Genomic DNA, 13,990 nt, shown 5'->3' on the forward strand with positions numbered 1-13,990 from the left:
TTATCCTCCAATTACGGCTTCAACCGCTTTGATTGCTGCGTCCGAATTGCTGGCGTCTTTGCCGCCACCCTGTGCAAGTGTTGGGCGTCCGCCACCGCCCTTGCCGCCGAGTTCACCGACCGCAGCACGCACCAAATCAACTGCTGAGAGCTTCTCAGCAAGATCATCAGTTACACCAGCCGCAACAGCCGCCTTGCCATCACTATCCGCGATCAACAACACAACACCCGATCCAATTTTGGATTTGTACTGCGCGATCAGATCCGGAAGGTCTTTGCCACCCACGCCCGAAAGAACCTGTGCAAGCAATGTTGTGCCGTTAACGTCTTTTGGCTCAGCGGCATCACCAGCACCAGCCACAGCCAATTCGCGACGCAACTGTGCAATTTCGTTCTGCAGAGCCTTACGATCATCGAGCAGGCCTTTGACACGCCCCGCAACCTGATCAGGTTGGGCCTTGAGCATGCCAGTCAATTCACCAACACATTGGTTTTGCTGTGCAATATAGGCCAGCGCGCCCTCGCCCGTTAAAGCTTCGATCCGACGAACACCCGCCGAAGACGCCCCATCAGACAACAACACAAATGCCCCGATATCTCCTGTCCGCTTCACATGCGTACCGCCGCAAAGCTCGAGCGAATAAGTATTGCCAGACAATCCTTTGCCGGACTTGTCCTGATACCCCATCGAGACGACGCGAACTTCATCGCCGTATTTCTCACCAAACAAGGCCTGCGCTCCAAGTGCGCGCGCGTCGTCCGGAGTCATAATGCGGGTTTCAACCGGCGTATTCTGGCGAATGTATGCATTCACCTCATCGCTGATAATCTCGAGATCATCAGCTTCAAGCGCTTTGCCGTGGCTGAAATCAAACCGCAGACGGTCTGCGGCATTGAGGGAACCGCGCTGTGCGACATGGTCGCCGAGGCGTTGACGCAAAGCTTCATGCAACAAGTGGGTTGCTGTGTGATTTGCGCGAATAGCACTCCGGCGCGCGTGATCAACTTCAAGTTCCGCGCCCTGACCAATCGCAAGCTCGCCAGACGTAACAGTCACCGAATGCAAGAACAACTCGCCGACCTTGCGTGTGTCGGTAATCTTGCCTGAGCCACTGTCGGTTTTGATCGTGCCGCTATCGCCAACCTGACCACCGCTTTCAGCGTAGAATGGCGTTTGGTTGGTTACCAACTGGACTCTGGCGTCCTTCGCAGCGGTCTCGGCTTTCTCGCCATCCGCAACAATCGCCAAAATCTGCCCTTCGGCAATCTCGGTGTCATAGCCAAGGAACTCTGTCGCGCCAAACTCATCCGCAAGCTCGAACCAAATTGCCGCATCCGCAGTTTCACCAGAGCCTGACCAAGCCGCCCGCGCCATAGCTTTCTGATTTTCCATGGCTTTATCAAAGCCTTCAACCTCAACACCACGTCCGCGTTCACGCAGCGCGTCTTGGGTCAGGTCAAGTGGAAAACCATATGTATCATAGAGTTTGAACGCAGACTCACCTGGGAGGTCGGCACCTTCAGGCAGGCTGTCCAGCTCATTATCAAGCAGTTTCAAACCACGATCCAGCGTTTGACGGAAGCGCTCTTCCTCAAGCTTGAGTGTCTCTTCGATCATCGCCTGCCCTTGTGAAAGCTCCGGATAGGCAGCGCCCATTTGGCTCACCAACGCGGGCACAAGCTCATGCATCACCGGGCGGGTCGCGCCAAGAAGATGTGCGTGGCGCATGGCACGGCGCATAATCCGGCGAAGAACGTATCCGCGGCCCTCATTGCTCGGCATGACACCATCGGCAATAAGGAACGAGGTGGAGCGAAGATGGTCAGCAATCACGCGGTGATGCACGTTTTTGTCGCCATAAGGCGCCTGCCCCGTAACACTCGCAGAAGCCTCGATCAGATGTTTGAACAGGTCTGTTTCATAGTTGTCATGCGTACCCTGCAAAAGTGCCGCGATGCGCTCGAGCCCCATACCCGTATCGATCGACGGCTTAGGCAGGTCTAGGCGTGTGCCGTCTTCCTGCTGTTCGAACTGCATGAACACAAGGTTCCAGATTTCGATGAAACGGTCACCGTCCTCTTCGGGCGAGCCGGGAGGGCCACCCCAAATATGATCGCCATGATCATAAAAAATCTCGGTGCAAGGTCCGCATGGGCCAGTTGCCCCCATCGACCAGAAATTGTCATCTGTGGCGATGCGAATGATGCGATCATCCGACAGGCCTGCGTGTTTTTTCCAAATATTCGCCGCCTCGTCATCGGTGTGATAAACAGTGACGAGCAGTTTGTCCTTATCCAACCCGAAATCTTTGGTCAGCAAATCCCAAGCAAACGGAATAGCGTCTTCTTTGAAGTAATCGCCAAAACTGAAGTTGCCGAGCATCTCGAAAAACGTGTGATGCCGCGCCGTATAACCGACGTTATCAAGGTCATTGTGCTTGCCGCCTGCCCGTACACATTTCTGGCTTGTCGTCGCGCGGGTATAGTCACGGTGCTCAACGCCTGTGAATACGTTTTTGAACTGCACCATTCCCGCGTTTGTGAACATCAGGGTCGGGTCATTGCGCGGCACAAGCGGCGAACTGTCGACCACAGCGTGACCATTGCGTTTGAAATAATCCAGATAGGTGGATCGGATATCATTAAGGCTCGGCATAAGGTGCTCTTTCGGGCAGATTTTTAACGTTTCCTTGGTTTAGCGAGGCCTATGCGCAGTGTCCACAACAAGAAAGGCCCGCGGCGTAAACTGCGGGCCTTCTGTATCAATTTTTAGGTGGTTTTCGCGCTATGCTTCGACGAGATCGTCACCACCATCCATCGAGCCATCAAAATCGAGACCGTGTGCGGCGCGAATCTTGTCTTCAATCTCATTCGCCATTTGCGCGTTTTCCTTGAGGAACAGCTTAGCGTTTTCGCGCCCTTGCCCGATCCGCTCATCCCCATAGGAGTACCAAGCGCCGGATTTTTCAACGACACCGGCTTTCACTCCGAGATCAAGAAGCTCGCCAGTTTTGGAAATCCCTTCACCATACATGATGTCGAATTCAACTTGCTTGAACGGAGGCGCGACTTTGTTCTTCACAACTTTCACACGTGTCGCGTTGCCCACGACTTCATCGCGATCTTTCAAAGCGCCAATCCGGCGGATATCCAACCGTACGGAGCTATAGAATTTCAGTGCGTTACCGCCAGTTGTCGTCTCGGGGCTACCGAACATCACCCCGATTTTCATGCGGATCTGGTTAATAAAGATAACCATACAATTGCTGCGGCTGATGGAGCCTGTCAGTTTGCGCATAGCTTGGCTCATAAGCCGCGCCTGAACACCAACAGAACTGTCGCCCATATCCCCTTCAAGCTCGGACTTTGGCGTAAGCGCAGCCACAGAGTCGACAACAACAAGGTTAACGGCACCAGACCGCACAAGCGTATCCGTGATCTCGAGCGCTTGCTCACCGGTGTCCGGCTGGGAAATCAGTAGTTCATCAAGGTCAACCCCAAGGTTCTTTGCATACTGCGGGTCAAGCGCGTGCTCCGCATCAACAAATGCGCAAACGCCACCGGCTTTTTGCCGCTCCGCAACGCAGTGAAGTGTCAAAGTCGTCTTACCAGAACTTTCCGGACCATAAATTTCAATAATGCGCCCCATCGGCAGACCGCCAATACCGAGCGCAATATCCAAGCCAAGTGAGCCAGTCGAAGACGCCTCAATTTCTTGGATTGCGCCATCGCCGAGCTTCATGATGGAGCCTTTGCCAAACTGCCGCTCGATTTGGGACAGCGCAGCATCCAGCGCTTTTTGTTTATCTTGTGATTTTTTGTCGCTCATATTCAATAAATCTGCCGTTGCCATGTTTTCATTCCCTTATTCCACACCCGCCTTCGGGCAGCAATCGTTTCGAAATGTTCGCCTCTTGTTCTCTTATGAGATCAAAAAGAGAACATTTCAACAAAATTCTTCTGAAATAACTTTTCCGATAACGGTTAAGGATTAGTTACGTTAAACTTCAAGGAGCAACAAAATCAGGGAACTATCTGTAAATGCTTATTTTTGCAGAGGAAAAATTAACCTACCTTGCCGTACCCAAGACGGGTTCGACCGCTGTCGAAGCGAAACTTGCGCCTCGGGCGACGTCAGTCTTACGCAATCCGCCAGCTATGAAACATATGCCTCTTTATCGTTATAATCGGTTTCTTGTTCCACTTTTGAATAAAACTGGTCATGGCGAACTCGAAACTGTCGCAGTTGTTCGAAATCCGATCGATTGGGTTGGGAGTTGGTATAGATACAGGAAACGCGAAGACTTAAAAAATACGCCTAATAGTACTCTTGATATGAATTTCGAAGAATTCCTGACAGGTTACCTGCAAGAGAAACAGCCGGCCTTTGCAAAAGTGGGGAGTCAAAGCCATTTCCTGACCAGAAACGGCAAGCTACGCCCGACTCATCTATTTCAATATGAAGAGTTCCCAGCCTTTATTGCGTCCATGGAAGAGCGTTTATGCCAGAAGATCGAATTGTCGCGCCACAACGTTTCACCTCTGGAGGAAATGGAAGCAACAGAGGAGACACTTCAACGATTCGAGGAAAAATACGCGCTGGACTTTGAACTATGGGAGAGGGCCAGTCGCTAAGAAAGTTGTTGTTGTACGACCTGCGTAAGCTCACCGAGTGAAAATGGTTTGGGCAGAAAAACCGAATCTTTGATACTTTTTTGATTGTCGGAAAAATCCTCTTCGGCATAGCCCGAGACAAAAACAGTCTTAACATCAGGGCGTCGGAGTTTGGCCTTTTTCACCCAAGTTGGACCATCCATTCCTGGCATGATGACATCGGTTACAAAGAGATCGATCTTTAGAGTTTCATCCTCCAATATTTTCAAGGCCGACTCAGCATCTTCCGCTTCGAGAACAGTCACCCCATTCATGCGCAGGGCTCTTGAGGCAAAAGCGCGAACTGGCGCTTCGTCCTCAACCAAAAGGACAACCCCTTGAGATTTGGTGGATTGCTCGTTGACGGCCAGATTTGTTGGCGAATCCGTCCTCTCAAGTTCGGCCTCAATTGCCGGAAAATATAGCGTAAACTCCGTTCCTTGCGATGGTTCTGAATTCACAAAAATGAACCCCCCCGATTGCTTCACGATACCATAAGCCGTTGAGAGCCCGAGGCCTGTCCCCTCACCTTGACGCTTTGTGGTGAAGAAAGGTTCAAAGATTTTCGGCAATCGATCGGGTGGAATTCCTATGCCCTCATCCGTGACCCGAACGACCACATAGTCGCCAGCGGGCACAAAAGCCTGATCCCGCTTCAACGGCTCTCGCAACGTGCAAGCTTGCGCGTTAACACGGATTTCTCCACCATTTGGCATGGCATCTCGTGCATTCACCACAAGATTCATGACCACTTGTTCAAGCTGGCGCTTGTCTGCACAAATTGCGGGGAGGTCAGGGTCATTGGCGAGTGTAAGTTGAGTTTTCTCTCCGACGAGACGGTTCAGCAAATGGCTCAGGTCAGACAAAGTCTCAACGAGGTCTACAGGCTCGAGACACAGATTTTGCTTACGGGAGAATGCAAGCAACTGGCTAACCAATGCCGCCGCACGATTTGCGTTTTGATGAATTTGAATTAAGTCGCCATAGTCGGTGTCGCCCTGGTCGTGCCTTAAGAGCAACAAGTCGCAATGGCCGGAGATTGCCGTAAGCAAATTGTTGAAATCATGCGCGACTCCCCCAGCCAATTGCCCGATTGCGTGCATTTTCTGGCTCTGAACGAATTGCGCTTCCAGAGATTTTAGCTCTGTTGCATCATTTAAGACGGCTACAATTTCATTTGGGTTACCAGACTTTTGACGATTAAGCGTAACCTGAACATAGACTTCCTTGTCTGATCGTTTCGCCTTGAGAAATTCCGTCTGGTTCCTGCTAACGCCACGCGCAGTTTCAACAAGCCAATCCACAAAAGACCGTCCGAGCCCTTCCAAAACATCCGAAATTGGCGTTCCGTTTTCTAATGTGTGAGCGAGCAAAGATTTGGCCAAAGGCGTTGCGGAAATAACGCTTCCGTCTGTACCTATTTTCAACAATGGAACTGGAATATCGCCACTCTCTGGCATGTTATCTTCGTTCGACGTCGATTGCGCATCCAAAGGAAACAGGCAAATTTCAGATTGTTCCGTGTTGATCAACGTTCTTTGGATTAAGAATCTTCCTGGATTAGAGCGCGACACCGAACAGATTTGCTCGCCATCCGTGAGTTGCGATTTTGAGAACAACTGATCCAAGCTACTGATGCCTTGGCCGAATTGCTTGCTGAAACTCGTATTCATTTGTTGAATGGCTCCGTTTTCCGAAGCAATTACAACTGGGTATGGGCGCGCATCTATGGGCTTAGGCATATTCGCCGGCTCGCGCATTTCGTCAACGCGCCAACTAAATGCGTTCTTAGCAACGCACATAACGGTTAATTGGACTGTACCCTGCCTTGTTACGATATCTTCTCGCGCTGAACCAAGTACTGAGGCTTTGTTTTGAAGACGAAAAACAACCGAGGCTGGGTTGGCTAACAAGCCGTTAAACAGTCGCGAAAATGATGAGCCAAGCTCAAGAGCATACCTATTTTGGGCGATAGGGTTCTGATAAATGATCGCCCCTTCTTTCCCTGCGATAAAGCATGGAGAGATATCTCGGTCGAGCATTGCCGCCACGCGATTCACTTCTTTTTCGGAACTCGCAACGCTGCGCAATTCGCCCGAAAAAATCAGCCCCGCCATAAAAACCAATGTCAGACCGGCGGCAAAGAATGCCAAGCCAGTTTGAGCACTCGGCAGAAACACGGCAATTGTGAGCAAGATAACCGCGCCGACAATCAAAGGCGTCACCTGCGCAGAAAGCGCACTCACAGTCTTATGTAGTATCCTCGGCGGTAACGCGCTGTCGGGCACAGAAAGGCTCCTTATCAGAATCGGCCTTCCTAGTGTTTGCGGACAACCGTTAATCCAGCGTTAACGCTGTCATGACGAGATCAACGAAAAACACCTTAAGGTTGTATTTATTGCGCGTAGATTTCAGTGCGTCAAGATAGCAAGGTAAAATCCATCGCCGCCCTGTAGTGGTGTAAGCACATGTTCTTCTTTGAGAGACCACGCTTCATTTTGCGCCAGAAATGCCTCAACAACACCGCGATTTTCACAGGAAAGCATGGAACATGTCGCATAGGCAAGAACACCAGATTCACCTACATATTCTTTGCTATCATTCAGAATACTCGACTGTATCGCATTCAGTTCATCGAGCTTGCCTTGAGTGAGGGCCCACTTCCCTTCAGGTGCCCTCCGCCAACTCCCGGACCCCGAACAAGGTGCATCGCAAAGCACAACATCGTAGGGCTGATCGTGCTTTAAATCCGAGGTTTCAATCACTTCGATTTCAACCCTAGAGCGATCCGCACGTGCCGGAATGTCTTTCATACGCGCCATAGACACATCATGCGCCGTGAAGTGAGCATCAACGCGCGCGGCCATCGCGAGCGATTTTCCACCACCACCAGCGCAATAGTCCAACACCCTGCTCCCTTCGGAAATCGGCACTTGATCGGCGACGAATTGCGATGCGGCGTCTTGAAGCTCAACTAGCCCATTTTTATAGGCTTCGGAATTCTGAACTCGGCGCGGATTTCGAGTGACTTCCAACGCAGTCGAAGAAAGCGGATGCGGCTTTGTCTCGATGTCTTCTGTGGCTAAGGCATCTTGCGCTTCTTGCAACGTGGCCAAACGCAAATTTACGCGAAGAAACACCGGCGCACGCGACTTCAACAGCGTCATCACCGCCTCAAAGTCCGCACCAAGGCTTTCGCGGAATTGCGCCTCTAGCCAATCTGGGCAATCAAGCGCTTCTGCGCCTTCTGGCGTTCTTGTCTTGGCACGTTCCTCTTCCGTTAAGGGCGTTGGCGCGTAGCCTTCTCCGGTAAAAAACGCGTCCGGATTTTGCTCTTGAGCGCGCAATGCTCCGATTGCGAGTCCCCTGCCCGTCATAGCGCCACCAAGTGCGGCGAAAGATCGTAAATTGCGCAGCGCCTCAAACACCAAATCACGCACTGCGGCGCGGTCTTTTGAGCCTGCGTATCTGTTTTGCCGCGCCCAAGTCGTTAGCAATTTTTCGGCGGGTTGTCCGCTGAGGTAGCCGTCAAGAATTTCGATTGCGCTGGCGATGCGGGCTGCAGGCGTCATGGCGGACCTCTTAAAGTGTCAAAAATGAAAAGAGGCCGAAAATCGGCCCCTCTGTCGTATTACCCGATGCGGTAATTCGGGCTTTCGCGCGTGATCTGTACGTCATGCACGTGGCTCTCTTTGAGGCCCGCACCCGTGATCTTAACGAAATTGCAATTTTTGCGCATCTCTTCGACCGTGGCATTGCCGGTGTAGCCCATGGCCGCACGCAAACCGCCGACCAACTGGTGCACTACGGTACCAGCAGAACCCTTGTAAGGCACTTGCCCTTCGATTCCTTCGGGAACAAGTTTGTCGCTTGCAGCGTCCTTTTGGAAATACCGATCCGCGGAACCGCGCGCCATTGCGCCAAGGCTGCCCATGCCACGATAGCTTTTGAAGCTACGGCCTTGATATAGAATAACTTCTCCGGGGGATTCATCGGTGCCGGCAATCATACTGCCAACCATCGCACAGGAAGCTCCGGCGGCAATTGCCTTTGCGAAATCGCCAGAGAACTTAATTCCGCCATCCGCAATAATCGGCACACCACTATCGGCAGCAGCAGCGGCGCAATCCATTACGGCTGTCAGCTGCGGAACACCAACACCGGCGACCATGCGTGTTGTACAAATCGACCCAGGACCAATGCCGACCTTAACCGCATCTGCACCTGCATCGATCAAAGCGCGAGTCGCTTCGCCAGTGGCAACATTGCCCACCACGATCTGAACATCTCCGGCGATATCCTTGGCGCGGCGTGCCGCTGTGGCGACCCCTTCGGAGTGGCCATGCGCCGTGTCGATCACCACCATGTCAACGCCAGCGTCGATCAACGCTTGTGTCCGTTCAAAACCAGCATCCCCAACTGTGCTCGCCGCCGCAACGCGAAGGCGACCGAGGTGATCTTTGGTTGCATCGGGGTTCAACACCGCCTGCTCACTGTCTTTAAGCGTCAGCAAGCCCGTAAGTTTGCCTTCGTCGTTCGTGACAAGCAGTTTCTCGATCCGTCGTGCCTGCATCAGGTTGCGCGCTTCATCAAGGTCAGCGGGCTCTTTAAGGATTGCGAGGTTTTCGGACGTCATCATCACCGATACGGGCGTTTTGTCATCACTGGCAAAACGCATATCGCGGTTGGTGACGATACCAACCACACGGCCAGCCTCATCCACGACAGGGAAACCCGAGACTCGGTACCGCTCCATCAACTCTTTGGCATCCGCGAGCGTCTGATTTGGTGTGAGTGTGATCGGGTTGTAAACAATGCCGCTCTCAAAACGCTTTACGCGCCGCACTTCGCGGGACTGCTCTTCAACAGAAAGGTTGCGGTGAATAACCCCCATGCCGCCGGCTTGTGCCATGGCAATTGCCATCCGTGCTTCTGTGACCGTGTCCATCGCCGAGCTCAACAAAGGGATGTTGAGACGGATAGATTTCGTCACATAAGTGGATGTATTGGCCGTTGACGGCAACACCGATGAGGCGGCCGGAACAAGTAGGACATCGTCGAAGGTAAGTGCCTCGCGAATTTCCATGGGGGTTCTCCTTGGATGCTTCGTTTGACGAGGCCGTATTGCACGGATTCGCGCCTTTAGAAAGCCCTTATTTCACCAATGGCCGTGAAAGCACGCGCGATAGACGAATTCGCCCCTTAAACAGCGGCGCTTATTCTGTCGGGGCCCTAATCCGCGAACTTTTGTTTTGCCTCTTCCAGTCGCGAAGCAAAGGCCTCTCGGATCATCAAAACATCGCTGCCAATACAGATGAACTTCGCATCAAGCGACGCATAACTCAGCGCATGCTCTACTGACGCAGCGAACACGCCAATGGGTTTCTGCGCGGCGCGGACCTTTTCTGCAGCGGCATTCAGCGCGTCTAGCAAATCGGGATGCGTGGTGTCCGCACCATTCGGCCCCATAAGGCCCATGTCCGTCGCCAAATCGGCCACGCCGAAGAAAACGGCATCCACGCCATCGACGGAAAGAATATCATCAAGATTGTCTAGGCCACGACGGGTTTCGATCTGTACCATCAGAGCGACCTCGTCGTTTGCATTCGACATGTAGTCCGGTGTTTCACCATAGCCACCAGCGCGCGCAACAAAGGCGCCGACCCCGCGGTTTCCGCGCGGCGCATAGCGCATCGCGCGCGCGATCTTCTCCGCCTGTTCTGCGGTTTCAACCATAGGCACCAACACGGTTTGAACACCAAGGTCCAATACCTGCTTCACCATCCAATCTCGATCCGCCACCAGCCGCACAGCCACATGGGTCTCGCCAATAGCGAAGGCGCGCAACTGATCACGCAGGCTGCGTAGATCATTAGGCGCGTGCTCCATATCAACGACAACCCAATCCAACCCAACGCGCGCGATGATTTCAGCAACCGTCGCGCTCGTAGCGCCAACCCATACGCCAAATTGCTGGTTTCCTGAACGCAGGTTACGCAACAAAGCATTTTCTGGGGCTGGCATATCTTATCCTCTGACTTGGCAATCGTCTTGGCGCGGCTATTTTCGTCCAACACCGTTTCACAGCACATCAAACAGGGCAAGCACGCATTATTGCGCATCCACGCCTGCCCCGTTACCCTGCGCGAAATGCCGAACGCTCAAACAGCGTGAATGGCAAGCAAGGGAAGCGAACCATAAAGTGATGCGTCAGAACAAACGGCTTTGGGTCACGGGCGCTTGCCTTATTGCTGCTATGGCGGCAGTGTTTTTCTTTGCTTCCGTCCTTTTTGAGCAAAGCGAACGACAGAAAGCAGAAGCGCGGCTCTCGCTCTATCATACGACCCTCACAGATACGCTTCATCGTTATCGGCACCTTCCCGATGTACTGGCAAAAACCCAAATGATCCGCAGCGGTGCCCTTGGCATCGGTTTGGAGCGTATCAATCAACGCTTGGCCGACATAACCGCCCAAACCGATCTTGAAGCGATTTACCTCATGGATGACACAGGCATGACGATTGCCGCATCCAACTATGGCAATGACGTCAGTTTCATTGGCCAGAACTACGGGTTCCGTCCCTATTTCCAAGATGCGCTCGATGGCAAACAGACGGGGTTCTTCGCGATCGGTGTTACGACCAATAGGCCGGGATACTTCCTTGCTGCACCTGTCTATGATCATCGGCAGCAGGTATCGGGTGTAATTGCCATAAAGGTCGACCTGACGGCGCTGACACGTGTCTGGCGCGATGCGGGCGAGTTGCTGTTTGTGACCAACCCAGACCAAATCACTGTTCTCTCTTCGGTACCAGATTGGGAATATCAAAGCCTGACGGACATCTCGCCTGAAACCCGCGCCGAGATTGATGCAGGTAGACAATTCGCCAACGAACCGCTTCATGCTTTGTCATGGAGAAAATCCAACGACGATAGCGCACGCCTTGATGGGCGTAGCTATGTACATCTCACCCGAGACCTAGGAGAGCCGCCATGGGTTCTGCACTTCCTCGTGCCCAAATCACAAGTCTGGCTTAACGCTGCTGCAACTCTTGGGGCCGCTGGAATCGTTGGGTTGCTTTTGATCGCGCTCGGGCTGTTTTTGAGGGCGCGTCGGATAAAATCGGCGCTGACCATTTCACAAGCCGAACGGCGCAAACTGCGCGCCGCAAACGCTGCGCTCAACCGCCAGATCGAAGAACGCCGTGCCGCCGAACGCCGCGCAGAAAAAGCACAGGCCGAACTTCAGCAAGCAAACAAACTTGCCGCCTTGGGCCAGCTTTCTGCGTCCGTGACCCATGAACTCGGGCAGCCGATCAGCGCCATGAAAAACTTCCTGACCGCCGCGGAATTTGGCGCGACCGAAGGCGAGACGACCTTGATCAACCAAATCTCCCGCCTCGTTCGTCGAATGGAGAGCATCACCCGTGAGCTACGGTTCTTTGCACGCCCCTCACCCAGCAAGCTCGAAGCGGTTTCTGCCTCTGATCTCTGGGCTGGAACTCATGAGTTGCTCGAAGCAGACATCAAGAGCGCTGATGTTGCTTTGACGGTCTCGCTGCCTGAAGAGCCAACCTATGTGCGCGGCAATCGCCATAGGTTGGAACAAGTGCTGGTGAATCTCGTAAAAAACGCGCTTTTTGCGGTGCTTGAAAGTGGTGACAAACACATCGATGTGACCTTCGTCAAAATTGAAAACTGGCTAGAGATCACCGTCTCTGATCATGGCCCCGGCCTTGGCGGGCGCACGATATCGGACCTGCGGGAACCGTTTCACACGACCCGCGCAAGCGGAGAGGGTATGGGGCTTGGACTTGCAATCTCGGCCGCAATTATTTCAGAGCATCAGGGAAAGTTCTTAGCAAAAGATGGTGAAAACGGCGCAATATTCACCGTGAGCCTACCGTTAGCCGAAGCGCCAAGTTCTACTGATGCCCCCTCTGAGCCAAATCCCGAAACCACCCTTGGAACACAGTAATATGCAACCTCCGAAAGACACAGCAGCCGTGCAATATTCGGTGGTCATTATCGACGACGACCGCGAGATGCGGGAAAGCCTGAGCCATCTTTTGGAGCGCGCGGGATGGGTAACACAGAGCTTCTTCAAAGGCCGTGATGCGCTCAACCATATTGGACGCCAGCCGCCTGATGTTATCCTGAGCGACGTGCGTATGCCGACCATGAGCGGGATCGAAATCTTGCACGAGGTCAGACAATTTGATGGCCCTCCTGTTGTGCTCATCTCTGCACATGGCGATATCCCGATGGCAGTTTCGGCGATGCAAGATGGCGCCTATACCTTCCTTGAGAAACCCTTTGACCCACGCCGCCTTTTGACCGCCCTCACCCATGCCGCCGAGCAAAACCGACTGGCCGCGCGCGCTGCACGATTGGGCGAGCGGTTGCGAAATCTTTCGGGACTGGATCGCATCCTGCTTGGTCAAACGCCCCAAATTCAAACTCTCCGCGAAGAGCTTCTGGATTTGGCCGACATTGACGCACCGATCCTGCTACAGGGAGAAACCGGCACGGGCAAAGACCTTGTGGCGCGTGCGCTGCATGACCTATCCCACCGTGCAGACGGGCCGTTTGTAGCCCTGTCCTGCGCGACTTTGCCGAATGATCACTTTGAGGCAACCCTATTTGGAACAAGCGAAGAACCTGGTGTTCTGGAGAAAACCAGCGGGGGCAGTCTGTTTCTTGACGAGATGGCAAGCTGCCCCCCTGAAGCGCAAGCCAAACTTCTCCGCGTTCTTGAAACGAAGGAGTATATGCGCCTCGGAAGCACTGAAGTTCTCCATGCCGATGTGCGGCTGATCTCCGCAAGCAACAGCGACCTTGAACAAGCCGTCGCCGAAGGTGAATTCCGTCGCGACCTGCTGTATCGCATCAACACTTTGGTCGTCGACCTTCCTCCGCTTCGTCATCGCAAAGACGACCTTGCATTGTTGTTCCGCCATTTCACCGGAGAATGCGCGCGCACCTATGACATGCAAGCCCCAGATCCAAGTCAGGACGATCTAACACATCTCTTGGCCCACGATTGGCCAGGGAACGTGCGCGAGCTGCGCCAAGTTGCGGAACGTTGGGTGCTGTCTTCGCGCCGCGGCATTCCAAGCGTCGCGGCGGCCTTGCGTCTTGATGACCCAGACCAGCAGACGCCAAAATCACTGCGGGCTGCTGTTGCTGCACTTGAACGGCAAATTATTTCCCAAGCACTGGTCGCGCACGAAGGGCGGATGGACGAAACAGCCGAGCATCTGGGAATTGGACGCCGTACACTCAATGAAAAGATCGTAAAACTCGGGCTCGACAAAGACGCTCTGCTCTGAAAATTG

At 53.3% G+C, this 13,990-nt stretch carries 9 protein-coding genes; 3 read left to right on the forward strand and 6 right to left on the reverse strand.

All coding sequences use genetic code 11. The features are described 5' to 3' along the window. Positions 1–2,655: an alanine--tRNA ligase gene (gene alaS / locus N9C89_RS07805; RefSeq protein WP_263953322.1), complete on the reverse strand. Its 2,655-nt coding sequence runs from the start codon at positions 2,653–2,655 to the stop codon at positions 1–3. A 129-nt stretch (positions 2,656–2,784) separates the two neighbouring features. Next, the gene (gene recA / locus N9C89_RS07810) at positions 2,785–3,852 is read right to left on the reverse strand and encodes a recombinase RecA (protein WP_263953323.1); all 1,068 of its coding nucleotides are present in this window, start codon (positions 3,850–3,852) and stop codon (positions 2,785–2,787) included. A 188-nt stretch (positions 3,853–4,040) separates the two neighbouring features. Here recA and N9C89_RS07815 point away from each other — a divergent pair, with 188 nt between their 5' ends. Next, complete coding sequence (locus N9C89_RS07815) at positions 4,041–4,634, forward strand: sulfotransferase family protein (RefSeq protein ID WP_263953324.1); 594 nt, start codon at positions 4,041–4,043, stop codon at positions 4,632–4,634. Here N9C89_RS07815 and N9C89_RS07820 read toward each other — a convergent pair. From N9C89_RS07820 to N9C89_RS07835, 4 genes are all read right to left on the reverse strand, one after another. Further along, positions 4,631–6,898, reverse strand: a complete 2,268-nt coding sequence (locus N9C89_RS07820) for an ATP-binding protein (RefSeq protein WP_263953325.1) — start codon at positions 6,896–6,898, stop codon at positions 4,631–4,633. The two genes, N9C89_RS07815 and N9C89_RS07820, sit on opposite strands and share 4 nt — an antisense overlap. 165 nt (positions 6,899–7,063) lie before the next feature. After that, positions 7,064–8,224 (reverse strand): RsmB/NOP family class I SAM-dependent RNA methyltransferase, encoded by a 1,161-nt coding sequence (locus N9C89_RS07825; RefSeq protein ID WP_263953326.1) that lies wholly within the window; start codon positions 8,222–8,224, stop codon positions 7,064–7,066. A gap of 59 nt (positions 8,225–8,283) precedes the next feature. Continuing rightward, complete coding sequence (guaB, locus tag N9C89_RS07830) at positions 8,284–9,738, reverse strand: IMP dehydrogenase (protein WP_263953327.1); 1,455 nt, start codon at positions 9,736–9,738, stop codon at positions 8,284–8,286. A gap of 146 nt (positions 9,739–9,884) precedes the next feature. Next, positions 9,885–10,676, reverse strand: a complete 792-nt coding sequence (locus tag N9C89_RS07835) for an HpcH/HpaI aldolase family protein (protein ID WP_263953328.1) — start codon at positions 10,674–10,676, stop codon at positions 9,885–9,887. A gap of 181 nt (positions 10,677–10,857) precedes the next feature. Here N9C89_RS07835 and N9C89_RS07840 point away from each other — a divergent pair, with 181 nt between their 5' ends. Together N9C89_RS07840 and N9C89_RS07845 are read left to right on the forward strand one after the other, a co-directional pair. Next, positions 10,858–12,630 (forward strand): sensor histidine kinase, encoded by a 1,773-nt coding sequence (locus N9C89_RS07840; RefSeq protein ID WP_263953329.1) that lies wholly within the window; start codon positions 10,858–10,860, stop codon positions 12,628–12,630. Position 12,631: 1 nt separating this feature from the next. Continuing rightward, positions 12,632–13,984, forward strand: coding sequence for a sigma-54-dependent transcriptional regulator (locus tag N9C89_RS07845; RefSeq protein WP_263953330.1), 1,353 nt, complete (start codon positions 12,632–12,634; stop codon positions 13,982–13,984). The last annotated feature ends 6 nt before the right edge of the window (positions 13,985–13,990 follow it).

It is taken from the genome of Halocynthiibacter sp. SDUM655004, assembly GCF_026015885.1.
Classification (GTDB): Bacteria; Pseudomonadota; Alphaproteobacteria; order Rhodobacterales; family Rhodobacteraceae; genus Falsihalocynthiibacter; species Falsihalocynthiibacter halioticoli.

What these genes read in the sequence shown, in the direction of transcription:
- alaS (WP_263953322.1), bottom strand. Translation starts at nt 2,655, where the DNA reads ATGCCGAGCCTTAATGATATCCGATCCACCTATCTGGATTATTTCAAA.
- recA (WP_263953323.1), bottom strand. Translation starts at nt 3,852, where the DNA reads ATGGCAACGGCAGATTTATTGAATATGAGCGACAAAAAATCACAAGAT.
- N9C89_RS07815 (WP_263953324.1), top strand. Translation starts at nt 4,041, where the DNA reads ATGCTTATTTTTGCAGAGGAAAAATTAACCTACCTTGCCGTACCCAAG.
- N9C89_RS07825 (WP_263953326.1), bottom strand. Translation starts at nt 8,224, where the DNA reads ATGACGCCTGCAGCCCGCATCGCCAGCGCAATCGAAATTCTTGACGGC.
- guaB (WP_263953327.1), bottom strand. Translation starts at nt 9,738, where the DNA reads ATGGAAATTCGCGAGGCACTTACCTTCGACGATGTCCTACTTGTTCCG.
- N9C89_RS07835 (WP_263953328.1), bottom strand. Translation starts at nt 10,676, where the DNA reads ATGCCAGCCCCAGAAAATGCTTTGTTGCGTAACCTGCGTTCAGGAAAC.
- N9C89_RS07840 (WP_263953329.1), top strand. Translation starts at nt 10,858, where the DNA reads ATGCGTCAGAACAAACGGCTTTGGGTCACGGGCGCTTGCCTTATTGCT.
- N9C89_RS07845 (WP_263953330.1), top strand. Translation starts at nt 12,632, where the DNA reads ATGCAACCTCCGAAAGACACAGCAGCCGTGCAATATTCGGTGGTCATT.